The following is a 22,786-nucleotide window of genomic DNA, read 5'->3' as shown; positions in this document are numbered from 1 at the left end:
GAATGCGCGCGGTGCCCGGGTGCGCGATCGGACGAGGACGCTCGCCGCCAGACCCCGGACTCACCCACGGCTTGCGGAGTCATACGGCCGCATTCGCTCGATAAACCGTTCCTGTTCGGCGATTTTTTCCCAAAGGGCGTTGGGCACATCGTCCCGGGGCGCCTCACTGGTGACCAGCGCGTCCGCGAGGCGCCGCAGCTGATCGAGATCGGCCTGCGCTTCCGCCAGAAACTTTGCGAATATGTGCATCGTCGCTGCGCTCCACATCGTCTTCGCGCGGCTGCCGCGCGGGTCGGGGACGAAGGAGCAACGTGGCGCCGGCGCAATGGTTCACCGCTCCGCCCGCCCGCCGCCGAAAGCGAAGCGGCACGCGAGTGACAGCGACAATTTGGCTCGCTATTTCCGCTCGCATCGAAAATTTCGCTTCGAGGGATCGAATGCGGGGGTTCGCGCTTTGGTAAAACGAGGCCCGCCCGCACTCCTACCCCCTCGACTGCGGGCGGGCCTACTCCCACAGAAATGTCCGAGCGGACGGGGCACCAACTATCCGAGGCGCAGCCAAGGCCGCCGCGAAGCCTTATCGGTTTGATCGGATCATGTCATGGCGCAACAACGCCGGTTATCGGCTGTTCGGGTTGGAACTACCGGCACTGGCGCGGTCGCTTTTACCCCGAGTGACTGAATGACTCTTTGCCGGCCGCTTCGCAGATGACATCGGCCCCAGTGCGACCGGACCACGATGACCGAACGAGCCCTGCTTGGACGCACGTCGACATGACTTGAGGCAGATTAACAAAATAAGCGCCGCCTGGATCGTCCTCGACATCATGGATCAGCCTTTGGTGTGCGATCTGTGATATTATACGGTTCGCGGTCGCCGATGCGGACCGCTGAAGGCGATCGAGATGGCGTCCTATTCAGAGATATTGATCATGAGCTGCGCGCGCGATGCGCGGGCCCTTTATGCGGGAAGCGCCGAGGAAAGGCTGCGCCGGCAAATCAGCTGGTCGCGCGCGCGCGGAGCGCATGACGAAACCGCGTTCTGGACCGCGGTTCTCGAACGACTGTCGGCCGGCAACGACGCGGCGCCGCGCCTGAGGACGCATCCTGCTCCGTCGGACAGATACGGGATCGACCGGCCTTCGCCCGCCGCGACACGAACCCGATAGCGAAACCTTGCGGGCGTCGATCGTCGGCGGGTCAATCGCCACCATCGCCGTTGCGAAAGGGACGGCTCGAATCCCCGCTTCTGCAAGACCCGCTCACGCGATCCCGTGCCCCGAACGGCCGAAACGCGGAACGATAGAGGACGCAGCGAATTCAAAAGAGCGGACGGAGACGGCCAAGGATCGAAAGAAGCGGCGGAAGAAATTCCTCCGACTCTTCTGACGCCGTGACGTGAGAGGATATCGAAAAAGCGAAAGGCCGATGCGTGAGCGATCCAGGACAAGAGGCGCCGGCAGCAACGGCGAAGTCTGTTCCGCTGGAAGGCGGCTGTGCATGCGGCCTGGTACGATACCGCCTCGACGAGATGCCCTATGACACGGGCTGGTGTCATTGCCGCGTCTGTCAGCGCGTGTCGGGCAGCGGGGGCATGGTGTTCACCACCGTCCATCTCGATCGCTATCGCATCATCGCAGGCGACCGCCATGTCGGCAGCTTCGCTTCGACCGACTTCGGCTCGCGGAGCTTTTGCCGCGAATGCGGCTCCCCGCTGACGATCCATGTTCGCCATCAGCCCGACGAGATCGACATCGCGGCCGGAACGCTCGACGACCCCGAAGCGGTCGCACCGGCTTTTCACATCTATGCCGCGAAGGCGCCGAGCTGGATGCCGATGATGGCATTTCTACCGCGGTACCCCGCGCTCCGCCCCGGCACCCGCGGGCTCGAGCGAGGGCAGACCGAAGCCGATTAGCCCTCCCGTCTGGCGCCCGCGGCAATCGGGACGCGATCTTTCCGGGGCCGCACTGCTGTCGGCCATCGCCGCACCGCGCTCGCACATCGGCCGCGCGAACCCGGTGATGGTATCGCGCGCGGCCCGACGTTCGGTCTCGGCGTTGACCAGCGCCCCGAGCAGGACGGCGTAGGCCGAAAGATGAAGCCACATAAGCAGGACGACGACCGCGCCAAGCGAGCCATGGGTCGTATCATGATCACCGAAACCCGACGCGTAGCCGCTGAAACCAGTCGTGGCCGCGAGCCAGAGCAAAGTCGCCAGCACCGACCCGGGGCTCGACCAATGCGCCCGCCCCCTTTCACGGCATCCGCCGGGGGATTTGCGCGGCGGTGCGGTTCTTAACCTGCGGCAAAGGCCGGAACATGCCGCCGCTACCCGGCGCTCTCCCAATCTACGAAGGAGATTGCCGTCATGTTCATGCACAACAAGCGCTTGCAATATACCGTTCGCGTAGCCGAGCCCAATCCGGCGCTCGCCTCGCTTCTTCTCGAGCAGTTCGGAGGCCCCGATGGCGAGCTTGCCGCCGCGATGCGCTATTTCACCCAAGGTCTCGCCGAGGACGATCCGGGCCGCAAGGACATGCTGCTCGACATCGCCACCGAAGAACTCAGCCACCTCGAAGTGATCGGTTCGATCGTCGCGATGCTCAACAAGGGCGTCAAATCCGAACTGTCCGAAGCCGCGCTCGAAGAAGCCGATCTATACATGTCGCTCAACGCCGGCGGAAACAGCCATACCCAGTCGCTGCTCTACGGCGGCGGGCCGTCGCTGACCAACAGTTCGGGAGTTCCGTGGAGCGCCGCCTATATCGACAGCCGCGGCGATCCGACGTGCGATCTTCGGTCGAACATCGCGGCCGAAAGCCGCGCGAAAATCATCTACGAGCGGCTGATCAACATCACCGACGATCCCGGAATCAAGGATGCGCTCGGCTTCCTGATGACCCGCGAGGTGGCGCATCAGAAAAGCTTCGAGAAAGCGCTCTATTCGATCACCGACAATTTCCCCTCGGGCAAGCTTCCCGGTCTCGCGCCTTACGCGAACATGTATGTGAACACGTCGCAGGGCGAAGGCGATATGACCGGCCCCTGGAACGAAGGGGAACAGTGGGAACGACTGGACGATGTCGCCGGCAACCTGCCGCTCGACGGCGGCGACGGTCAGCCGACGGTAGAGATCAGTGACACGCAGATGGCGGCCTATGAAGCGATGATGACCCGGCTCCAGTCGCGGCCCGACGCGAACCCGACGACCGGCGCCGATCTCGGCGCGGGGCCCGGTGCGGGCAAGACGACCGACGAGGATATGGGCGGCGCCGCCGACATGAAGGAGGCGAAGGCCATGAGCCAGGGCCGGACCGAAGCGACCGCCGCCGACAACGGCGGCGAATGATCGCCGACTCAATCGTCCTGACGGCGTTTGTCGCCAGCCTCCTCGCGGGGCTGGCGACGGTCGCCGGCGCCCTCCCCATCCTGTCGATCGGCCGCCCGACCGAGGCGCAGCAGAATCTGATGCTGGGATTTGCAGCCGGCGTCATGCTCGCCGCCTCCTTCTTCTCGCTGATCATACCGGGCATCGAACAGGCGGAGGCGCAGGGTGCGAGCCGGGCGATGGCGTCGGCGACCGTGGTGGTGGCGATACTGATCGGCGGCGCCTGCCTGGCGCAGCTCAATGCGATCGTCCCTCCGCTCGATCGTCTCGGTCTTGGCCCGGACGCGATTGCCGATGTGCGCTTCCGGCGAGTGTGGTTGTTCGTTGCCGCTATCACGCTCCATAATTTCCCCGAAGGACTCGCGGTCGGCGTGAGCTTCGGTGGCGGCGACGTCGCCGCGGGGACCGCAACAGCGCTGGGCATAGGACTGCAGAATATGCCCGAAGGGCTGGCGGTCGCCGGTTCGCTCGCGAGCCTCGGCTATTCGCGAAAAGCCTCGATCGGGGCGGCGCTCGCATCCGGCGCCGTCGAGCCGGTGGCGGGGCTGTTCGGGGCCGCGCTCGTATCCCTTGCGCTCCCGCTATTGCCCTGGGGCCTTGGTTTCGCCGCAGGAGCCATGATATGGGTCGTCGCGTCGGAGATCATTCCCGATACGCACAGCCGGGTTGATGGCCGCAAGGCGACGACCGGTCTGATGGTGGGCCTTGTCGCCATGCTGTTCCTCGACACGACGCTCGGATAAGGGGCCCCGAATTCCCCCGGGGCGGGCATCGCCGGCAGCGAAGATGATCGCCGCCCAAAGGAGCGAGGCCCTTCTCACTCCGCTGCGAGGATCTAGTCCCCCGGCGGGCCGCAGGGGTGAGGTCTCGCCTGCCTCGACGGCACCGCGACCGCTGGGTCGACGTGTCGAACCCGGCCCCGAAGTGACGCACTGCGCGGGGCTTCGTTCCCCCGCGGTCCCGCATCTCCGGCGGATATTGATCCAGATAGTGAAATGGCCCCGGCCGACAGGCCCCGGGACGGATCAGGGACCGGCACTCGATCCATGTCCCGCCGCCGCGAAAGCGAATATCATGTCAACGAGGCGCCACTTCGCATCGTCGTTCTTGTCGCCGCCGGCGGCCGCCGCGAGGATGTCGGCCTGAACGAATTGCGGCGGACCGCAATAAGCGAGCGTCCAGCGGGCAAAGCGTCGGTCGGAGGCGCGACCGTCGAGCAGTATTTGCATATTCTCGTGCCGTTCGTCGCGCCCGAGCGCTTCGAGCAGGGTCCCGACCGCGCGTTCCGGACCCTCGACAAACTGGATGAAGTTCGTCTGCGTGAACATGAGCGCTCCGGTGATGCCCGCCAACGCATTTCTTTCCCGCGCAGCCGAGACGAGCGATTGCAGCGCGAGCTCCTCGCCGGCCGAAGTCAGCCGGCTATCGCTGATGTAGAGTATCGTTCGCAACCGCCGATCCATTTCAGCCACATGTTCCGGAACGTTTGCTTTCGGCCGTTGGTTTCACGGCTGAAAGGAGGCGAAGGTGTCGGACCGTTCCATCGAGAAATTGTGGCACTCGCTCGCGGCGAGTGGAAAGATCTCGGCTGAAGATCGCGATGCACTGATCGAACTGCCCTTCGCTTCGCGGGCGCTTGAAGCAGGCGCCCCCGTCGACCGGGCGGAAGATGACTTGCGGCACTGCAGCATATTGATCTCCGGCTTTGCTTATTGCGGCAAGCTTTTGCGCGACGGGTCGCGCCAGATCGTTTCGCTCCATGTTCCGGGAGACTTTCTGGGCCTGGGCAATATCTTCCAGCCTGCCAACGATCGCGAGACCCGAATGATGACCCCCGGGTCCGTGGCCGTCATTGCCGCTCCGACGTTGAAAAGCCTCCTTTCTGTCCGGCCCTCGATCCAGAACGCCTTGTGGCGGCAGACGGCGGTCGAAGCCGCGATCTTCAGCGAATGGCTGGCCGGCGTCGGCCGGCGTGACGCACAGGGCCGGATCGCCCATCTCCTTTGCGAGTTCGCGGTGCGACTGCGAGCGGCCGGCCTTGCCGGCCAGGACCGGTTCGATTTGCCGATGACCCAGGCACAATTGGCCGATGCGACCGGGCTGACCGCGGTGCACGTCAACCGTGTGCTTCACAGCTTGAAGCAGTCGGGGCTCGTGGCGCTCGAGAAACGCACGATCACCATCAAGGACTGGGAGAGGCTCGTGGCGATGGCCGAGTTCGATCCCGGCTATCTCCAAAGCGAGCCGATGACGGTTCGTACGTGACGCTGGCGGGTCACGCCTGAGGGCCCGACATATCGTCCGCCGCACGACAGGCGCACGCCGATGGCGAGCGTTTTTCTTCACTTGGGCGGCATCGACTATGCCGTGAATGAGGCCGCTCAGACCGATATTCTCGCGTGGTCGCAGTTACGAAGGCCAGATGGGCGAGATAGCGGCGCATATCCTCCTGCGCCTAACCCCCGGTTTGCGCATGGGGCGCCGCGACGGGCTTCGACTCGGGCGACTCGCGTTGACGCAAGACAATCGAGAGGAGCACGAGGACCGCGGTCGACAGAAACTCGCTCTGCCAGTTCTGGAACGATTCGAACCAGAGCTGCGGATCGCCGAAATAAGCCATCGTCGACCGGGAAGGCTCGCCATGCTCGCCCGCCTCCTTCGCCGCAGCGGCGGCGCTTTGGGTCCAGTGCAGAACGAAGGAGAGGATGAACAGGAGGAACAATATGATACCGAGTGAGCGCGCGTAGAGGGCGCGCGCGAGCCGTCCCTTGCCGAGGATCGCAGGCGAGCCCGGCTTGGCCGCCTACGCCGCGAGGTCGGCGTCGCGGGGCGGTCCATCGGGATCTCGCGATTCCGAGGAGCCGCGCTGGATCAGCATCGCCGTCAGCACGACATAAGCCGACATCTGGAGAAATTCGCTCTCCCAATTCTCGAAGACGGACGAGAGGAACTCCGGGCTCCGGCTGTAAGTGGCGAGCGAGAGCGTCGGCTCGCCGTGACGCGAGGCATCCTCGATCGATACATACCAGCCCGTCAGCCACTGGCCGACGATGCTGGCGGCAAAGAGAAGAAGGAGGATGATCGTGAGGCCATTGTCCCTAAACAGGCGCATGGACGTTCTCCCGGTTTTGAGCGGCGGGCAAATGCTGATTGCACACTCTGCTGACCGCCGCATGGACGCCCTCGCCGCAGACGGTCCAGATCGAGCGGGCACGACTATCGCACCCTCCGCCGCCGCGCGCCGTCCGGATTTCCGGCTCGACCGAACCGCCGATCCTTATGCCCCGATCGGCAGCCGCAGGCATGCACCCGATCGCCCGCTCCGGCGCCGATATGTCTTTCGATGCGCCGGGGCTCCCGAGATGCGCGATCTTCGTCGCGCGCTGGTGCCTCGCGGCACTCACGCGCCGCGGCCGCGCAAGCCGCCGCCACGCGGCCTCCCGCCCTTCCGCCCGGAAAAGGGGCAAACCCAGCGATCGTCGACCGCGCGACCCGAATATTGGCGCGCTTCGGAGACGGTGCCGTGAACCGCGAGCATCGGATTGGGGTCGCCGGCAAGGGCCACGTCGCGCGCGATGATAGTCTCGCGCATCCGGTCGTAAACGCCGTTCGCGCGAAGCTGTTCGAACTGGTCATGGAGATTGAACACGAGCGCCGGCCGTTCGAAACGGCGCGCCGGCCGGCTCGCGCGCGGATGAAGCCCCACGACGAAAAATGCCTCGCCGCCGAAACTCAGCGAGAAATGGGGGTCGCCGGGATCGGCGCTGACGCGCGGATCGAAGGGTTGGCCGTGCCAGTCGTCCTTCGCCGACAGCGATGAAAGCCGCTCCCACAGGCAGGTCTCGAACTTGGCTTCGTCGAGCCCGCTGTCCTGTTCGAACAGCACGGCCAGCGAGTGGAACAGGCTCGGTTCGCGCGAATAGCTCCAGGCGAGATCGAGGAGATTGGGATAGATGCGAAGATCGTCCCAAGCCGAGCGCAGGTCGCGCCCGACGACGAAACGGATCTGGCTGCGGGCCAGCGCCGATTTGGCACCGACACATGGAAAGTCTCCGTCGCGAATGAAGGCGGCGAAGCGCCTGGCGAGAGGATGATCACTGTCGTCGGGTGGGGTCAGCATGGAAGCGAAACGAAGGGCGTGGCGAGGGAGTTGCGGCCGCTTGATCCATGTTATGCCGAATTTCGAGCCCTGTCGCATTGCCCGCTCGAGCCCTCCGCGTCGTCATCGCCGTGGGTGACATCTAGGACATAATGCGGAGCGCCTCGTCGCAGCCAATCCTTGCGACCGGGCGACCGCGCTCGTCGATGATCTCGATCGCAAGGCGGGTATCGAGCAACCCTTTGATCACGTCGCCTGCCATCATGTCCCTGAGCGACACGATCGCGCGTGCGCGCGCGGCGGCTTCATCGGCGAGAACCGCCCCCTCAATATCTTCGAGCACGTCGCCAAGGCCGTAACAATGAAAATAGAAGCGGGACATTGCGACAGGATAGCGACCGGAGGTGAATGCTGGGCAACGAGCCCCTGCATCTTGATCCAGTTAAACAAGTCCGCGCCGCTTCCGTCGCCGCGAAGCCGTTCGCGATATCGATCGCAGCCGATTTCCAATGCCCCCGCCCGGAAGCTCTCGGCGAGTCGAACCGGCACGCTCGAAAAGTGGAACAGCCGCAAGAAGACCGAGCGGTGCCAAGGGAGCGGCCGAAGTCTGCCGCGGCGGTGCTCAAGCGCGCACCACGACGCTGCGCGCAGGCCCGCTGGAAGATGCCGCTAGTTGAGAGACCTCAGTCCCGAAACGATGTGGAGGCGTTCAGGTCGGGTCGACCGCATCCTGCTGCGGCGACGGTTCGCGGCCGCGCGCGATGAAACTGATCTTGCCCTGCGGCTCGAGAATCGCCCATTCGACATCGCCCAGCCGTCCGATACCCGCAAGCCGCATCTCCGATAGGATTTCATCACGCGTCAACCGATCGCGCCGCAAATTTTCCTCGATGATCACGCCATCGCGCACAATTACCCGCGGGCTGCCCTCCAGGATATTCTGAGCCTTGGGAAAGAGATAGGTCGTCCAGCTCAGGACGAGCGCCCAGAAGGCAAAAGTGCCGATCGCCAGCAGCCCGCCCGTGAGGCTGAAGTCATTGTGGGTGACGCCCTGCTGGATGAGATCGCCCATCACGACCATCAGAACCAGCTCGAAGGGCGTCATCTGCGCGAGTTCGCGCTTTCCGAGCAATCGGATGAGCAGATAGAGCAGGACGAACATCGCCGTCGCGCGGAGAATGATATCCATCAGGGCAGCACCCTGACATCGAAGCGCCTTGTCCCGATCAGCCGCTCCCCATCATACAGTGCGATCGCTCCACTGTTCCCTGCAAACAGTGGAGGATTGATCTGACCGTCGATCTTGATTCGGAGGATTTCGCCGGCCTCCAGCGGCCCGTAGGAAAGTCGGAAGTCGCCATCGACGAATTTCTCTTCGGTCGCGGCGGGTATCATCGTGTTGATTGTCATGTCGCGCCAGAGATTGGCTTCGACCGCAAGCGTGGCATCGGTCAGCGGCGCCCCGGCCTCGATGTCGACGACAGCTTCGAAGAATTCACCATTGCGGATTACGGCAGGCATCTTCACGTGCATTTCGGCAAGACCGAACTGCGCTGTCGTGCGCGGGCTTGGCTGCCCGCCAGCTCCCCCGAACGCCGCAAAAAGCAGCAGGCTGCCAAGAATCAGCAAGGCGACCGGGCTCGCATGACGGTCCCAGAAATTCGCGCGGGGTCCCGGGTTTTCAAGACCGTCGAGAATAGTCGTCACGTGCGAGCCTCCTCCATCCGGCCATGGCCGCCATCGGTCAGCGATCCGTTCCGGGTTCGGCCTGCTTGCGGTGCATCTCCGCTGTCGCAGCCTCGCTCAAAACGCCCGACGCAAGGACCTGGGCCTTGTTCTTCAGCCCGTGCACGACGGAATGATCGCCCTTCTTCATGGCCTCCCAGCCAGTCGCGGCGACCTCGGCCGGATCGTCTTTCTCGGCCTGACCGACCTTGGTATCGAGCATGTCGGCGCGTTCGAAAAAACGCGTCTCGGTCGGACCGGGCTTGAGGCAGGTGATCGTCACGCCGCTGTCCTTGAGTTCGTTGCCGATCGCGGCGGCGAAGCTGTCGACGAACGCCTTGGTGCCGTTGTAAACCGCCTGGAATGACCCTGCGAGATGCCCCGCGATCGACCCGGTGATGAGCACCCTGCCCTCGCCGCGCGCGACCATTTGCTTCAGCACCGGCTGCAGCAGCAACAAAGTCCCGGTGATATTCGTATCGATCACATGCCGCCATTCGGCAGGATCCTGCTCGAGAAAGCTCCGACCGAGCCCGTGTCCGGCGTTCGCGACGAGTATGTCGATCGCGCGCCCGCCCGCCGCCGCGAGGAGTCGATCGACGCCCGACGTGCTGGCAAGGTCGACCTCGACCGTCTCGACCTCGACACCTTTCGCCAGCAGGCCCGCGGCGGCATCGACCAGCGGCTCGTCCGCCGCGACGAGCAGATCATAACCCTCGTCCGCCGCGAGCCTGGCGATTTCCCGGCCGATCCCGCTCGATGCCCCGGTGATGATCGCGAGTTTGCGTTCAGGCATGTTCCATCTCCTTCACGGCCTTCACCGCGCCCTTCGCGAGGCCCGGCTTCAGGATGATCTTGGTGTAGCTGTCCTGTTCGCCGTGCCAGTGCCTGTACATCTCGGCGGCATCCTCGAGCGGCGCGTAATGCGAGATCAGCGAGGTCGTATCGAACTTGCCCTCGCGGATCATGTCGAGAAGCTCGCCGGTATAGCGTTGCACATGCGTCTGGCCGCTCTTCACGGTCAGGCCCTTTTCCATCAGCTGGCCGAGCGGGAATTTATCGGCGAACCCGCCATACACGCCCGGGATCGAGAGGCGCCCTCCCTTGCGGCACGCGAGGATCGCCTGGCGCAGGGCGTGCGGGCGCTCGGTTACCGAATAGAATTGCGCCTTCACCTGGTCGAGAATATTGTCGGGGGTGAAGCCGTGGCTTTCCATCCCGACGCAGTCGATGCACGCATCGGGCCCGATTCCGCCGGTCATCTCGTCGAGCGCTTCGCGGACGTTCATCTCGCGATAGTCGAGCACCTCCGCCCCGAGCTGTTTCGCGAGCGCAAGCCGCGCGGGGAAATGGTCGATCGCGATGACGCGGCCCGCGCCGAGCAGCAGCGCCGACTGGATGGTGAACAGTCCGACCGGACCGCAGCCCCACACCGCGACGGTGTCGCCCGGCTCGATATCGGCGTTGATCGCCGCCTGCCATCCCGTCGGCAGGATGTCGGAGAGGAAAAGCACGTCATCGTCGGCAAGCTCGTCGGGAATGACGACCGGTCCGACGTCCGAATAGGGGATCCGGACATAGTCGGCCTGGCCGCCCGCATAGCCCCCGGTCAGATGCGCATAGCCGAAGGCGGAACCCATCGCATGGCCCATCAGCGTTTCGGAGGCGTCGCGCGTCTCGGACGGATTGGCGTTGTCGCAGGCGCTAAATTGTTGTTTCTCGCAGAAGAAGCACTGGCCGCAGCTGATCGTGAACGGAACGACGACGCGCTGCCCCTTCCTGAGCGTCGACGATGCGCCCACCTCGACGATCTCCCCCATGAACTCGTGACCGACGATATCGCCCGCGCGCATGCCGGGAATATAGCCATCGTAGAGATGCAGATCCGAACCGCAGATGGCGGTCGATGTTACCTTGAGGATCGCGTCGCGGGGATTGACGATTTGCGGATCGGGAACGGTCTCGACGCTGATCTTGTGACGGCCTTGCCATGTCACTGCACGCATGGGATGACTCCTCAGATGTGGGGTTGGGTCGGGGTCTCGGACGACCGCGCGGAGGGTGAGGCATTGCTGGTAACCTCGCCGGTCTCCATCAGCTGCTTGAAGCGGTGAAGATCGCGGCGCGCCTGCACCTCGGGCTCGCGCTGCAAGAGCTTCGCGCCCAGCCGCCCCAGCGTCCCGGCCGGCGGGTCGTAGGCGAGGATCAGGCTGACAAAGGTTCCGCGTCCCGCGGGAGCATCGGTGAAGCGAACCTCGCAGCTGTTCGCGATCTGGCTACCCTCCTCGCTCTGCCAGTAGATCGATTCGCCCGGAACAATCTTCGTGATCCGATTGACGAGAATGACCTCGCGGCCGGCGGGGGCTTTCACCGTCCAACGCGACACCTCGGAGCCGAGGCGCTCGACCGCGACGACATTCTCCATGAATTCGGGAAAACGTTCGACCTGCCAGGCCGCGAACAGCTCCTCGCGCGGCCGGTTGATCAGCAGCGACTTGCCGAACAGCGCGCGGTCGCGCTTCCGCTTGAGCGTCCAGTGGGGCGCATCGCTCGACGTCGTCGCTTCGCGCCGCTCGGCGTCGCGGCGACGCAGGCGCCAGTAGAGCAAGCCGGCGCCGACCGCGGCGAGCCCGACCATCGAGCCGGCGATGACTTCGGGTTTTTCAAACGAGCTTCGGGAGAAATAGGGCATGGCATCTTCCGGTCTGTTGGGGGTCAGGGCGATGCCGCATCGACGCGCGGGCTCATGCGATGTTCCCCGCCGGGCCCGGGATGCCCGCGCCGGCGGAGCGGTCCACCAAGGCGGAAAGGCCGTCCCAAAAGGCGGGATAAAGGGCGCGCCCGGTCGCCCGCCGCGGCCCGAGGCGCTCGATACGCGCCGCGCGCGACTTAACCCATGTGTTCAAATATGTGCCGGCGCTTCTTCAATCGCCTGCCCCGGCATGCGGCGCCGGCGTGAAGGTCTCGGCCAAGCCACTCGAAGCGACGACGGAAGCGCCCCGATCGGCGCCGCATCAGCCCTGCTGCGGCCGAATCGCATATCCCGCGACGGCGGCGTCGGCCCCGAACACCGACGCGAGCCGTTCGGCCGCAGCCGCGCGGTAGCCTGTTGCCACGACGCGATATTCGATCATGCCGGCGTCGAGCGATTGATCGATCGTCGTGAACGTCAGCCCGTGCTCGGCGAGTATTTCCCCGAATTCGACCGCCGACCTCGGCGCCGGTGCGCGATATCGGACGCTAAAGAGCGCGACCCGTCGCTGAGGCGCCCATTTTTCGGTCAGCGTGACCGCCGCCAGGACGAGCAAAGTCGCGACCGCACCGAATAATGCCAGTTCGTAGAAACCGATCCCGAACAGCACCCCCAGGGTCGATGTCATCCAGAGCGATGCCGCGGTCGTGAGACCGCGGACGTTGAAGCCTTCGCGAAAAATCACGCCGCCGCAAAGGAATCCGATTCCGGTAAGAATGCCGTGCGCCATGCGAACCGGATCGATGCGCACCACGTCGAGCGGCGTATCGCTGAGCCAGCTCATCTGGTGCACCGCCGACAGCATCAACAGGCAGCAGGAAAGGGCGACCAATATGTGGGTGCGAAATCCTGCCGCGCTGGCGCGATACTCGCGCTCGGCGCCGATCAGCGCGCCCGCAAGGACGGCACCGGCGATCGGCCAGAAAAGTTCGGGGTTCAATAACTGCATCGCGTTCGCGCCGGTTCGTCGACTGTCGAGCGGCACGCCGTCATCGCGGGTGCTCGCATGGTCGTGACCGTCCGCGCCTCGGGGGCGGTTTCCGGAACGCCGTGGCAAGCTCCGGCGCTATGCGGCACGAAGACCCCGCCCGGGCTTCGGAAAGGCCACCGCGTCGCTTTGTTTCTCGGGCCGGATGTAGATGGAGGTGATGCGGCTGTCCGCGGTCTTCAGCTCGCTCTCCATGCTTTCGATCAGCGTCTCCGCCGCCCCCATTGCCAGACCGTCGTCAAAGTCGGCGCTGACCGCGACGAAAACGGCATCGGGCGCCGTGTGAATGGTCCGGACGTGATTGACCGCGGTGATTTCGGCCCGCCTTTCGAGGCGGGACCATATCATGTGGACGAGCTCCGCATCCGCGCTCTCGCCGATGAGCAGTCCCTTCGCTTCGCGGGCGAGCAAAACCGCGACGGCGGCGAGTAGGACCCCGATCGCCATCGAGGCATATCCGTCGATGCGCGCGTCGCCGGTCGCGTGGCTCGCCCAGACCCCGGCAGCGGCAATGAGCAGCCCGAGCATCGCGGCGCTGTCTTCGAACAGGACGATGAAGCCCGCGGGATCTTTCGAGCGCCGTACCGCCTGCCACCAGCCGACGCCGCCGCGACCGGCGTTGAACGCACGTACCGCGATCGCCCATGACGTGCCCTCGAGCATCACCGCGACACCGAGCACGATATAGTTGATGGTCGGATCGCGCAGCGGCTCGGGATCGGCCACGTGGCGCCACCCCTCGTAGAGGGAAACGCCGGCGCCGATCGCAAAAATCAGGATGGCGACGACGAACGCCCAGAAATAGAGTTCGCGGCCGTAGCCGAACGGATGAAGCGCGTCCGGCGGACGCTTGGCCCTCGACTGCCCATAGAGCAGCAGAAGCTGATTGCCGCTGTCGACCAGCGAATGCACGCCTTCGGTCAGCATCGATGAGGAACCGCTGATCGCGGCGGCGAAAAATTTCGCCGCCGCGATGCCGAGGTTCGCGAAGAGCGCGCCGAAAAGGACGATGTTCGCCTTCACATGATGGAGAACCGTGGTCTGTTGCATCTCGCGTTCGATCGAATGGGGCCGCCCTTGCGATAGAAGCGCCGGCGGCGCCGAGAGTTCCCGTAGAGGCCCGGACATCGTCCGGCACGGCTATGCGGGCGCCGCGCCGGAGCGCCCCCCACTTCGGCCTGTCGGCATCGTGCGGCCACCTGCTCGTCACCCAATTCCATCGGGAATCCAGACCAAGGGTCGCATCGCGACCCAATCCGCATCGAAGATCCGAACCGGTCCCGCCGGGGAGGGTAAGCGATCAAGTGCAGCAGAAAATCCGTGCCGGGCCCGCTTTCCAAAAGCCGCGAGCCCCGGACGCCGGCGGCGGGTTCGCGGAACAATGGCGCGCGCGGCGCATTCCTTCGAGCGGCGTGCCTGCGCCGCTGGAGCCAAGACGCTGGAGTCGCGCGGATGCCCTTCCCGGTCGATCATCTGATATTCGGACCAGACGATGTCGATCTTTCGCGCTCGCCGCTCGCCGGCCAGTTCGGCGCCGAAACCTATGTGCTCGGCGCCTTCAATCCGGGCCTGACGCGCCTCCCGAGCGGCAACCTCCTGATGATGGTTCGCGTCGCCGAGGCGCTGCGGAAGCCGATTGCCGACGGCCATGTTCACTGCATTCGCTGGGACGCGGGCCGCTACCGGCTCGACGCCTGGCCGCTCGATCTGTGCGACACCGCCGACCCGCGCAAATTTCTCGTCCGCGGCGGCAAGTGGCGGGTGATGGCCCTCACCTCGCTGTCGTGGCTGCTCCCGGTCGAACTCACCGCCGACGGCCGCGAACGCGTAGCGGTTCATTATGACCGGGTCATCGCACCGCACGCGGGCTTTCAATGCTATGGCATCGAGGACGCGCGCATCAGCCGCGTCGACGACCGGTGGCTGATGACGAGTTGTTCGGTCAGTCCCGAGCGACATTCCACGACGCTTTACAGCTCCACCGACGGCCTCGACTGGCGCTTCGAGGATATCGTGCTCGATCACCAGAACAAGGATATGCTGATCTTCGAGGGCCGCATCGCGGGACGATATTGGGCCCAGACACGCCCGCTCGGAGATCTATATTTCGCCTATCCCCCGGCTTCCGAGTGGCGCGCGGGTCCTTCGATCAATCTGGCGACCTCGCCCGATGCGCATCACTGGAAACCCCATCCCCATCCGGGAATTCGCCCGCACGCCGACACGGTCGCGACCGCGCGCATGGGCGGCGGCACGCCGCCGATCCTCACCGACCAGGGCTGGCTCACCCTCTGGCATGGCGTGGAGCCGAAGGAGATTGTCGGCATCTACCGCACCTACTGGTCGCTGCTCGACAGCGAAAACCCCGCCGAGATCGTGCGCACCGAGCATGAGCCGCTGCTCGAAGCGGCGCCCGAGCTGACGCGGCCGCTCGAAGACAAGCTATACGTGCGCGACGTCGTGTTCACGACCGGAATCGTCGACGCCGGGGACCATTTCATCGTCGCGTCGGGCGAGGCCGATCTGGCGTGCCGTATCACGCACATCCCCAAATCGGCGTTCGGCCTGTGAGCGGGGGCACCTGGGGCCACGCGGCACAAGGTCTTCTTTCCCAGCCCCGCCCGCCACATTCCGCCCCGGTGATCGAAGGCGACGTGCACATCGAGACGCAAATCGGGACCGCCTGACGCGGGGCGGCCGCTTGCCCCACGCGCGGAGACGCGGCTCGACAATCAAACCGTCGCTCAGTTGGTCGCGGACAGCGCGCTTGCCGGCGCAGCGAAGGGACCGCGCGGCGAGGGCGCGTCCTCGAACTCGGCGTCGAGATAGTGCGCGTCGAAAGAGCCGATGCGCGCGAGCTTGGCGAAGTCCACGATACGAAGCCGGCGGCGGCGCAGTTCGATGACCGCTTCCTCGCGCAACTCGCGCAGGGTGCGGCATGCGTGCACCGCCGTCATTCCGGTAAAATCAGCGACATCCTGCTGCGAAAGCGGAAAATCGCAGATATGCTCTCTCGCTTGGCCGCGCCGTTCGAGCCGTACATAGAGTTCGCACAAAAAATGCGCGATCTTCTCGCACGCCGATTTGCATCCGAGGGTGATGAGCCATTCCGCCTGCGCGCGCAGCTCGGCAAGCGCGTCGCGGGCGACCGTGACCGAAAGGTCGGGGTCGATCCCCATTCGCGTATCGAGCCGCTGCCGGTCGAGGCGCGCGGCGCGCACGCTCGTCAGGGCGACTACCGACTGATCGGCGGCATCGGTCACAAGCCACGACAAATCGCACAGATCGCCCGGAGCGTAGAAGCGCGAGATGTGGCGGCGCCCGTCGCGCAGAAGCTTGAACCGCGCGGCCCAACCGTCCTCGATGAGCCAGATCGCGCGCGGGGCCTCATGGCGGTGAGCAAGAAATTCGCGTGCCCGAAACGACCGGCCGGGCGCCTCCGATCGAAGGGGCAGCAAGCTTTGGGCGGCATGGCTGTTGTTCATGAGTGCTCCTCGGCCCCCACTCATGCCCCAGATGTCATGCCTTCCGCGCCGCCTCCATAACTCATGTTGGCGTTTCGGCATTCTGTCGGCGCAAGCACCTCGGCCCGTCTCAAAAGGCGCATTCGATACCGGAACATCGCGCCGAGCAAAGCGCGAGGTCGCTGCGCAGCAGATCGCCCGATTCGGATCGAAATAGGTGGAGGCACCGGACTTCCCGCGCTCTCGCGCGCGATGCCGCGGCGGCGGCGGCGGGAAAAGGATTAACCTGCATCAACAGGGCGGAACGATGCCGGGATTCGGCGCTTGCAGGGGCATTCAGCAAAGGAGGCAGAAATGACGAGCCTGAAGGAAAGAACCGACGAATGGCTTCGCGATGCGCATGCCAGCGAAGCGCAGGCGGCGACGATGCTGCGCGGCACGGCGGGGCGTAACGAAGACTATCCCGATTTCAGTCGGAAGCTGCGCGAACAGGCCGAGCTTTGCGACAGCCACGCCCGCGCGATCGATCGCTGTCTTTCGAGCCGGGGCGCCAGCACCTCGCTGATCAAGGATGCCACCGGCCAGATCACCGCCCTCGGCCAGAGCCTCAGTGGTACGGTCCTCGGCGACGAAGTCGTCAAGGCGGCGCTCGCAACAAGCACCTTCGCGCGCATGCAGACCTCGTCGGCGCGCATCCTTGTCGCGGCAGCGGAGGAAGAAGGCGATACGGCGACGGCGCAGGCGTGCGCGCAAATGGCGAACGCGAGCGAGCGTTTTGCCGTCGATCTCGACGACATGCTGCCGAGCCTCACCGTCGAATATCTCTCGCGCGAGACCAACGGCGAAGCGATCGATCCGGCCGCGCCGCGCCGCGATGCCGGGCTTGACCGGGACGCTGCACCGGCAAGCCAGACCGGCCGGCCGGGCACCCCTGTCGGCTGAAACTTTCGCCCGGGGCGCCGCGCCCCCCAAGGCCCGGCACGCGCGCCGCGCTCACCGCAAGCGCGAGCGCAGCGAGGGCAACGGATTGCATCCCGGACGCGCAGGGCAGATTCGCGGGGCGTCCCTGGGGGAACGCGTGCGCTCCTCGCGCGCTCTCCTTGCGGTGACGGCGGCGAACACACCGCCGGCGCGATCCGGTCCGCACCGCCCGAAAGGATTGAGGAATGACGTCGAGCGCCCTTCGCAAGCAGGCCCTGGCCGTGACGCCCGGCCTTCTCGCGCTGCGCGACCGGCTTGCATCGTCGCGCGGAAAGGCGCCGGCCAGCTTCGGAGTCGGGGACCTGGACGCGGAGTTGCGGCCGCTGGGGGCGGCGCTGTGGCTCATCGTGCGCCGCGAACGCAAGGGAGGCATCGCGCTTCGGGCGGCGCATTGGACAGGCGATTCGAAGATCGAATTTCGCGATCCCGACCCCGGCGACATCGCCAGCCTTGCGATCACCAGCGCGCTGGGCGAACATCGCGTCTCGGTCCGGACGGGCGCGCGCACCCTTCCCTATTTCCGTGTCGTGACGCGCTTCGTTCCGGCGGCGCCGACGATCCTGCCTTTCGTCCCTCGCGACCTCTACCCGCTCGATGCGAACGACGACCCGGTCGGCGCCGTGGGAGGGGTGGATGCCGTTCAGCGCGGTATCAACAGCGGACTTCTCTTTTTTCATATCGACGATCCCGAAGCCGGCAGCATCTTCTATTTTCAGAATCTCACCGCTCTCAACGATTATTGCCGCGCGACCGCGACGACGCCGAAAGAATGTGTCGGCGGGATCTGGCCCGAGCTGGGCTTGCTCCTCCCGACGCCGCGAACGCACGAAGAGAAGGATGCGAAGCCGCTCGCTGCCGGCAAGGAGATGATCCTCTCCGATGCGACCGTCCTGTTCCGTCCCGACGGTCCCCGCGACGAGCGCGATCGCGCGCGGCATTTCCTGCAGATGCTCGGCGGAGCCTACCAGTTGCTCGATCTGCCCGACACCGAATATCGAGACTGGATAGCGCGCGCGCGCGCGACGCTGCGCGACCTCGACGGCGCGCCCGAGGCGACCATCCGTCATTATGGCCATCGCTATATCCATCCCTACACCGCCGCCGAATATCCCGACGTCATGGTGCAGATGTCGCTCGTCCAGGCGATCCACGAATGGGGACGGTGGACGGGCGAAGCGCACCCGCTCGAGGCCGAGTTCAAGGCGGGGCTCTCGCGTTTCTACGACAAGGAGCTGGCGACGCTGAGGCGCTACCTGCCCAATGTGGGTGACGACAAGGATGCCGACGCGGTCGACAGCTGGTATCTTTATCACCCGCTCCTCAACCTGGGCAAACTCGCGCTCGACGGCGATCATGAGGCGAGGTCGCTGTTCCTGAAGTCGCTCGATTACGGGATTCGGGCCGCCCGCCATTTCGACTATAAATGGCCGATCCAGTACAAGGTCACCGATTTTTCGGTCATCACCGAGACGGCGGGGGCCGACGGGCGCGGGCAGACCGACGTCGGTGGCATCTATGCCTGGGTGATGCTCGAGGCCTATGAGCTCACCGACGAGAAGCGCTATCTCGACGAGGCGCGGGCCGCGACCGACGCGGCCATCGGCCTCGGCTTCGCGATCAACTACCAGGCCAATCTGACGGCTTGGGGCGCGGCGGCGTGCATGCGCTTGTGGCGGATCACCAACTGCGACGTGTATCGCGAACAGAGCTATGTCTATCTCGCGAGCTTTTTCCACAATTGCGAAATCTGGGAAAGCCGGCTCGGCCACGCGGCCCATCATCGCAATTTTCTCGGCGCGACGGCGCTTCAGGACGCGCCTTATATGGCGATCTACGAATGCTTCGACAGCTTCGCGGCCTTCGAACATTATCTCGGCGACAGCGGTCCCGATCTCGAACCCGCCGCGCGCATGCTGATCGCCGAATATTGCAAATATGCGCTCGACCGTGCCTGGTACTATTATCCCGACGCGCTACCCGCCGACGCAATCGCCGATCAACAGCGCGCGAACAACGGCCATGTCGACCGCAAGCTCTCGTTCCCGCTCGAGGATCTCTACCCCGACGGCCAGCAAGCCGGGCAGGTCGGACAGGAAATTTACGGCGCGGGAGCGGCGATGATCTTCGCGTCGCGCGCGTTCCACCGGATCGAAAACGCTCCTTTTCTGCTATATTGCGATCATTTCGTGCGCGCGATCGAACGCACCGACGAGCGGACGGTCACGCTGACGCTCGACGGCGGCGAAACCTGCGTGGCGCGACTGAGCTTCGTCCGCCAAAAGCGCCGCAAGCTGACCCCGACCCGCGTGGCCACCGCCGACGGTGACGTGCTGCGCCCGCAGCAGACAAGCGACGACCGGGTCGATTACCGTGTGCCCGCGAGTGGACGCCTTCTGCTCAACTGGGAGTGACGACGAAAACCGAGCCGAAACGCGCGGGGCCGCGCACGCCCGGCATGAAGCGCGCTGCGCCGACGGTCCACCCCTCCCCGCAAGCCGCCCCCCGACTTCCCGCGCCGCGAGACGATTTATAAACCTGTGATAAGCGGGGCCGAAAATTCGGCTCGCCGCCCGGATTCCCCCGCAACTATCGGCATGTTTGCCTGGTTGGACCGGGTGAAGACGAGGAGCAATGTCATGGCGACAAGGACAGACAAGATTCTGGGACTGGCGATGCTGGGAGCGCTGTTCTGGTTTACCCGCCGTCAGCGCCCCGGGGCGCCGAAGAGCGAACGGCACGCGGCGGCCTTCGCCGATAACGAGACCGAACCCGAAGGGTTTGACCAGACGCGCAGCGCGGGACCGGATGCGATGCGCGATGAAACCCGCCGCGAGTGGGACAGGGTCGACCAGGCCGCCGACGAATCCTTTCCGGCCAGCGATCCGCCTTCCTACTGAGGCTCGGCAATATGGCGTCGCTCCTTCCTGTCCCCCCTGACCTCGGCGACCCGGCGGCCGGCCCTGTCGCGGTCCCGCGACGCACCTATACGCTGCGCTACGACGACGACGGCGCCGGGGTCGGAAAACGGGTCGAGTTCGAGGCCGAAAATGCCGGCTATGCGCTCGAAATCGCGCGCGGCGAGGCCGAAGGACGACGCGCCCTGCTCCTCGAAAACGGCCGCGCCCTGTGTCGCCTCGAAAAGGCGTGGGACGGCGACGCACCCTACTGGATCGTCGCGGCGGAGCCCGCACCTGTGGGGTCCGGGCTCGAGATCGATGGCGCCGCACCCGTCGACGGCCGGATCGGTGTCGGCGAAGCGAGCTATTCCGCCCGCCAGCGCGGGGCGCAGATGCCCGAAGCCACGTCGTGAGACGCGGCGGGGTCGAAGCGGAGCCCACGCATCGACGCCCTCCCTTATCTCGGATCGCCAGGTGAACCCGCGCATTGCCGGCGCCGCAAAGCGATAACCCGCGACCGCGTCCAGCCGGACGGCCGGTGCCTCAGCGGCGCGGACCGGGTGCGCTCCCGACGGGCGCTTGCTCGGCCATCACATGCCCTTCGAGTTCGCGCAACCAATTGTGAAGGCGTGTGGCCGCCATTGCGCCCTGACCCGCCGCGACGCTAATCTGGTCGAGGCCGGTCAGGACGTCACCCGCGGCAAAAAGCCCGGGACGTAGCGGTTCGCCGAAGGCGTCGGCGGCGAGCCCGCCGTCGGCATTGGGCGCAATACCCAGCTGTTCGGCGAGCTCGGTTCGCGGCCGCGAGCCCAGGGCGGGATAGAGGATATCGAAGGCGCGCGGTGCCCTGTCCCCATCGAGCGTCAGCTCGATCCGGTCGGCGCGATGCCGGATCGCGGTGACCCCGCGCTCGAGAATGGCGACATCGCTCGCCGCGAGCTCGCGGCGCTGCGCCGCGGTCAAGGCAACGCGCGCTTTTGGAATCAGTGTGACCGCGTCCGAATATTGGCGCAGGAACATTGCCTCGGCCGCACCATGCAGATCGGATCCGAGCACCGCGATCGCGGCGCCACGCTGTTCAAAGCCGTCGCAGATCGGACAATAGCGAAGCACGCCGGCGCGTACGGCATCGTCATGGTCGCCCTGCTCGAGCGTGATCGTGCGGGTTTCGACGCCGGTCGCCAGGATGACGCCGCGCGCGGACAGCTCCTCACCGGTGTCGAGCAGCGCGACATAGCCGCCTTGCCGCGCCTTGAGTGCGGTCACGCGCCCGTGATCGAGACGCGCGCCGTATCGCTCGGCATGCTCGGTCATCCTGCCGATCAGTTCGGAGCCCGCGATGCCGCCAGGAAATCCGGGAACATTGTGCGCGCGCGGGGCGAGCAAGGCGCGCGAGCGGCGATCGTGAACGAGGCGCACGCGGCGCCGATAGCGCGCAAGGTAAAGCGCCGCAGTCAACCCCGCCGGGCCGCCGCCGACGACAAGCACATCTTCCATGTCCACTTCCTTTGCGGCGACCCGACGCCGGAGCGCGAGTGCGCCACGGCCCGCGTCGCGTTCCCTTGTACATTACCCGCTCCGCAAAACAGCCAGTTCCTGGCGCTGCCGCCTCTCCGGCCTCGCCCCGGCCGAGCGCCCGCCCGAGGCGGGGCGGGACAGACCGCATTCGCCGCCGCGCGGACCTTGCCGGCGCTCCTCGCGATCCGGCTGTTCCTGCTGTTCCTGCCGTTCCGCTGCCCGTCGCGAAGCGCGTTGACGCCGCGCGGACTGGCTTGTTCATTCTGCGTCATGACGGCGTCCTTTCTGCCAATTGCCTCCGCACGGGCCTGAACAAGACGCCCGTCGGCGCGCGCCGTTCCGCCGCCGATGCCGATCGTGACCGCCGTCACGATCTTGAGGTTGTCGCTCGCCGACGGGTAGCGACCGGCGCCGCGGCAAACTGACCCGTTTCCTCTTCGCGGCCTCGGGGCGTCGCTCCGCGGATCTGGCCGCCGATGCCGCCCTCTCCTTTTTCGCGGTCCGCTCTCGACAGCGCGATTCCTGACGCAGGTTAAGGAGTTTTCGGGAGTCCGCACCGCGCGGCGGACGGAACTCGGCCCGAACCCGTCGGTTTCGAAACCAGCGGGGGCAGAAGGAGACGGACCATGCCCCGCGGCGACAAGTCGAGCTACACCGACAAGCAGAAGCGCAAGGCCGAACATATCGAAGAAGGCTATGAAGACCGCGGCGTCGGCAAGGAGGAAGCCGAGCGACGCGCCTGGGCAACGGTGAACAAGGAATCGGGCGGCGGCAAGAAGTCGGGCTCGGGACGCGGCAAGACGGAAAATCATGCCTCCTCGCGCAAGGGCGGACGCAAGGGCGGATCGAGCCAGAGCGCCGAACAACGCTCGGCGGCAGCGAAGAAGGGCTGGGAGACCCGGCGACGCCGCGCGCGCAGCTGAGGCCTCCGGCGACCGTTCCACTACGCGCGAAGCCCCCAAAAAACACAG

Annotated in this window: 25 protein-coding genes and 1 pseudogene; 11 read left to right on the top strand and 15 right to left on the bottom strand. The window is 65.6% G+C overall.

What is annotated here, in order from left to right; genetic code table 11:
• Positions 1-60 precede the first annotated feature (60 nt).
• Positions 61-249, bottom strand: coding sequence for a hypothetical protein (locus tag VSX79_RS06765; protein WP_326914932.1), 189 nt, complete (start codon positions 247-249; stop codon positions 61-63).
• A 656-nt stretch (positions 250-905) separates the two neighbouring features.
• On the opposite strand from VSX79_RS06765, the gene VSX79_RS06760 reads away from it, so the two are divergent.
• Positions 906-1,169 carry a hypothetical protein gene (locus VSX79_RS06760; protein WP_326914931.1) on the top strand — a complete coding sequence of 88 codons (264 nt, stop codon included), beginning with the start codon at positions 906-908 and terminating at the stop codon, positions 1,167-1,169.
• Positions 1,170-1,432: 263 nt separating this feature from the next.
• The gene (locus tag VSX79_RS06755) at positions 1,433-1,918 is read left to right on the top strand and encodes a GFA family protein (protein ID WP_326914930.1); all 486 of its coding nucleotides are present in this window, start codon (positions 1,433-1,435) and stop codon (positions 1,916-1,918) included.
• Here the strand turns inward: VSX79_RS06755 and VSX79_RS06750 are convergent.
• Positions 1,850-2,224, bottom strand: coding sequence for a YhjD/YihY/BrkB family envelope integrity protein (locus VSX79_RS06750; protein WP_326914929.1), 375 nt, complete (start codon positions 2,222-2,224; stop codon positions 1,850-1,852). The genes VSX79_RS06755 and VSX79_RS06750 overlap by 69 nt on opposite strands.
• Positions 2,225-2,371: 147 nt before the next feature.
• Between VSX79_RS06750 and VSX79_RS06745 the strand changes: the two genes are divergently transcribed.
• Both VSX79_RS06745 and VSX79_RS06740 read left to right on the top strand, forming a co-directional pair.
• Positions 2,372-3,352: a manganese catalase family protein gene (locus VSX79_RS06745; protein ID WP_326914928.1), complete on the top strand. Its 981-nt coding sequence runs from the start codon at positions 2,372-2,374 to the stop codon at positions 3,350-3,352.
• Positions 3,349-4,134 (top strand): ZIP family metal transporter, encoded by a 786-nt coding sequence (locus tag VSX79_RS06740; RefSeq protein WP_326914927.1) that lies wholly within the window; start codon positions 3,349-3,351, stop codon positions 4,132-4,134. Before VSX79_RS06745 ends, VSX79_RS06740 begins: the two co-directional genes overlap by 4 nt.
• A 282-nt stretch (positions 4,135-4,416) precedes the next feature.
• Here VSX79_RS06740 and VSX79_RS06735 read toward each other — a convergent pair whose 3' ends face one another.
• On the bottom strand, positions 4,417-4,842 hold the full coding sequence (locus VSX79_RS06735) for a BLUF domain-containing protein (RefSeq protein ID WP_326914926.1): 426 nt from the start codon (positions 4,840-4,842) through the stop codon (positions 4,417-4,419).
• 100 nt (positions 4,843-4,942) lie between these two features.
• On the opposite strand from VSX79_RS06735, the gene VSX79_RS06730 reads away from it, so the two are divergent.
• On the top strand, positions 4,943-5,656 hold the full coding sequence (locus VSX79_RS06730) for a Crp/Fnr family transcriptional regulator (RefSeq protein ID WP_326914925.1): 714 nt from the start codon (positions 4,943-4,945) through the stop codon (positions 5,654-5,656).
• A 190-nt stretch (positions 5,657-5,846) separates the two neighbouring features.
• Here VSX79_RS06730 and VSX79_RS06725 read toward each other — a convergent pair.
• The 10 genes and pseudogenes from VSX79_RS06725 to VSX79_RS06680 all read right to left on the bottom strand — a co-directional run bounded on the left by VSX79_RS06725 (position 5,847) and on the right by VSX79_RS06680 (position 14,005).
• Positions 5,847-6,503 (bottom strand): annotated as a pseudogene (locus VSX79_RS06725) (DUF6766 family protein).
• A gap of 288 nt (positions 6,504-6,791) precedes the next feature.
• Positions 6,792-7,511 (bottom strand): guanitoxin biosynthesis heme-dependent pre-guanitoxin N-hydroxylase GntA, encoded by a 720-nt coding sequence (gene gntA, locus VSX79_RS06720; RefSeq protein WP_326914924.1) that lies wholly within the window; start codon positions 7,509-7,511, stop codon positions 6,792-6,794.
• Between the two features lie 121 nt (positions 7,512-7,632).
• Positions 7,633-7,872 carry a DUF6894 family protein gene (locus VSX79_RS06715; protein ID WP_326914923.1) on the bottom strand — a complete coding sequence of 80 codons (240 nt, stop codon included), beginning with the start codon at positions 7,870-7,872 and terminating at the stop codon, positions 7,633-7,635.
• 327 nt (positions 7,873-8,199) lie between these two features.
• On the bottom strand, positions 8,200-8,679 hold the full coding sequence (locus VSX79_RS06710; RefSeq protein WP_326914922.1) for a DUF421 domain-containing protein: 480 nt from the start codon (positions 8,677-8,679) through the stop codon (positions 8,200-8,202).
• Positions 8,679-9,197 carry a hypothetical protein gene (locus VSX79_RS06705; RefSeq protein WP_326914921.1) on the bottom strand — a complete coding sequence of 173 codons (519 nt, stop codon included), beginning with the start codon at positions 9,195-9,197 and terminating at the stop codon, positions 8,679-8,681. Before VSX79_RS06705 ends, VSX79_RS06710 begins: the two co-directional genes overlap by 1 nt.
• A gap of 37 nt (positions 9,198-9,234) precedes the next feature.
• Positions 9,235-10,011 (bottom strand): SDR family NAD(P)-dependent oxidoreductase, encoded by a 777-nt coding sequence (locus VSX79_RS06700; protein WP_326914920.1) that lies wholly within the window; start codon positions 10,009-10,011, stop codon positions 9,235-9,237.
• Positions 10,004-11,221, bottom strand: coding sequence for a zinc-dependent alcohol dehydrogenase (locus VSX79_RS06695; RefSeq protein WP_326914919.1), 1,218 nt, complete (start codon positions 11,219-11,221; stop codon positions 10,004-10,006). The genes VSX79_RS06700 and VSX79_RS06695 overlap by 8 nt, the downstream gene beginning before the upstream one ends.
• 11 nt (positions 11,222-11,232) lie before the next feature.
• Positions 11,233-11,907, bottom strand: coding sequence for an SRPBCC family protein (locus VSX79_RS06690; RefSeq protein ID WP_326914918.1), 675 nt, complete (start codon positions 11,905-11,907; stop codon positions 11,233-11,235).
• Between the two features lie 322 nt (positions 11,908-12,229).
• Positions 12,230-12,916, bottom strand: a complete 687-nt coding sequence (locus VSX79_RS06685) for an MgtC/SapB family protein (RefSeq protein ID WP_326914917.1) — start codon at positions 12,914-12,916, stop codon at positions 12,230-12,232.
• Between the two features lie 117 nt (positions 12,917-13,033).
• Positions 13,034-14,005: a cation diffusion facilitator family transporter gene (locus VSX79_RS06680; protein WP_326914916.1), complete on the bottom strand. Its 972-nt coding sequence runs from the start codon at positions 14,003-14,005 to the stop codon at positions 13,034-13,036.
• A 402-nt stretch (positions 14,006-14,407) separates the two neighbouring features.
• On the opposite strand from VSX79_RS06680, the gene VSX79_RS06675 reads away from it, so the two are divergent.
• Positions 14,408-15,526, top strand: coding sequence for a glycoside hydrolase family 130 protein (locus VSX79_RS06675; RefSeq protein ID WP_326914915.1), 1,119 nt, complete (start codon positions 14,408-14,410; stop codon positions 15,524-15,526).
• 173 nt (positions 15,527-15,699) lie between these two features.
• Here VSX79_RS06675 and VSX79_RS06670 read toward each other — a convergent pair whose 3' ends face one another.
• Entirely contained in the window at positions 15,700-16,440 is a 741-nt protein-coding gene (locus VSX79_RS06670) for a Crp/Fnr family transcriptional regulator (RefSeq protein ID WP_326914914.1), read from the bottom strand.
• A gap of 333 nt (positions 16,441-16,773) precedes the next feature.
• On the opposite strand from VSX79_RS06670, the gene VSX79_RS06665 reads away from it, so the two are divergent.
• The 4 genes from VSX79_RS06665 to VSX79_RS06650 all read left to right on the top strand — a co-directional run bounded on the left by VSX79_RS06665 (position 16,774) and on the right by VSX79_RS06650 (position 20,710).
• Positions 16,774-17,361, top strand: a complete 588-nt coding sequence (locus VSX79_RS06665) for a DUF892 family protein (protein WP_326914913.1) — start codon at positions 16,774-16,776, stop codon at positions 17,359-17,361.
• 224 nt (positions 17,362-17,585) lie between these two features.
• Positions 17,586-19,811 (top strand): hypothetical protein, encoded by a 2,226-nt coding sequence (locus VSX79_RS06660; RefSeq protein ID WP_326914912.1) that lies wholly within the window; start codon positions 17,586-17,588, stop codon positions 19,809-19,811.
• A gap of 225 nt (positions 19,812-20,036) precedes the next feature.
• A complete protein-coding gene (locus tag VSX79_RS06655) occupies positions 20,037-20,297 on the top strand; it encodes a hypothetical protein (protein WP_326914911.1) in 261 nt (86 codons plus the stop codon).
• Between the two features lie 11 nt (positions 20,298-20,308).
• Positions 20,309-20,710 (top strand): hypothetical protein, encoded by a 402-nt coding sequence (locus tag VSX79_RS06650; protein ID WP_326914910.1) that lies wholly within the window; start codon positions 20,309-20,311, stop codon positions 20,708-20,710.
• A 130-nt stretch (positions 20,711-20,840) separates the two neighbouring features.
• Here the strand turns inward: VSX79_RS06650 and VSX79_RS06645 are convergent, their stop codons facing one another.
• Complete coding sequence (locus VSX79_RS06645; RefSeq protein WP_326914909.1) at positions 20,841-21,794, bottom strand: NAD(P)/FAD-dependent oxidoreductase; 954 nt, start codon at positions 21,792-21,794, stop codon at positions 20,841-20,843.
• 647 nt (positions 21,795-22,441) lie between these two features.
• Here VSX79_RS06645 and VSX79_RS06640 point away from each other — a divergent pair.
• Positions 22,442-22,738 carry a plasmid stabilization protein gene (locus VSX79_RS06640; RefSeq protein ID WP_326914908.1) on the top strand — a complete coding sequence of 99 codons (297 nt, stop codon included), beginning with the start codon at positions 22,442-22,444 and terminating at the stop codon, positions 22,736-22,738.
• Positions 22,739-22,786 lie beyond the last annotated feature (48 nt).

The sequence above is a fragment of the Sphingopyxis chilensis genome (assembly GCF_035930445.1).
GTDB lineage: Bacteria > Pseudomonadota > Alphaproteobacteria > Sphingomonadales > Sphingomonadaceae > Sphingopyxis > Sphingopyxis chilensis.
The sequence above is the reverse complement of the archived record's forward strand: the minus strand, read 5'-3'. Positions and strand labels throughout refer to the sequence as shown.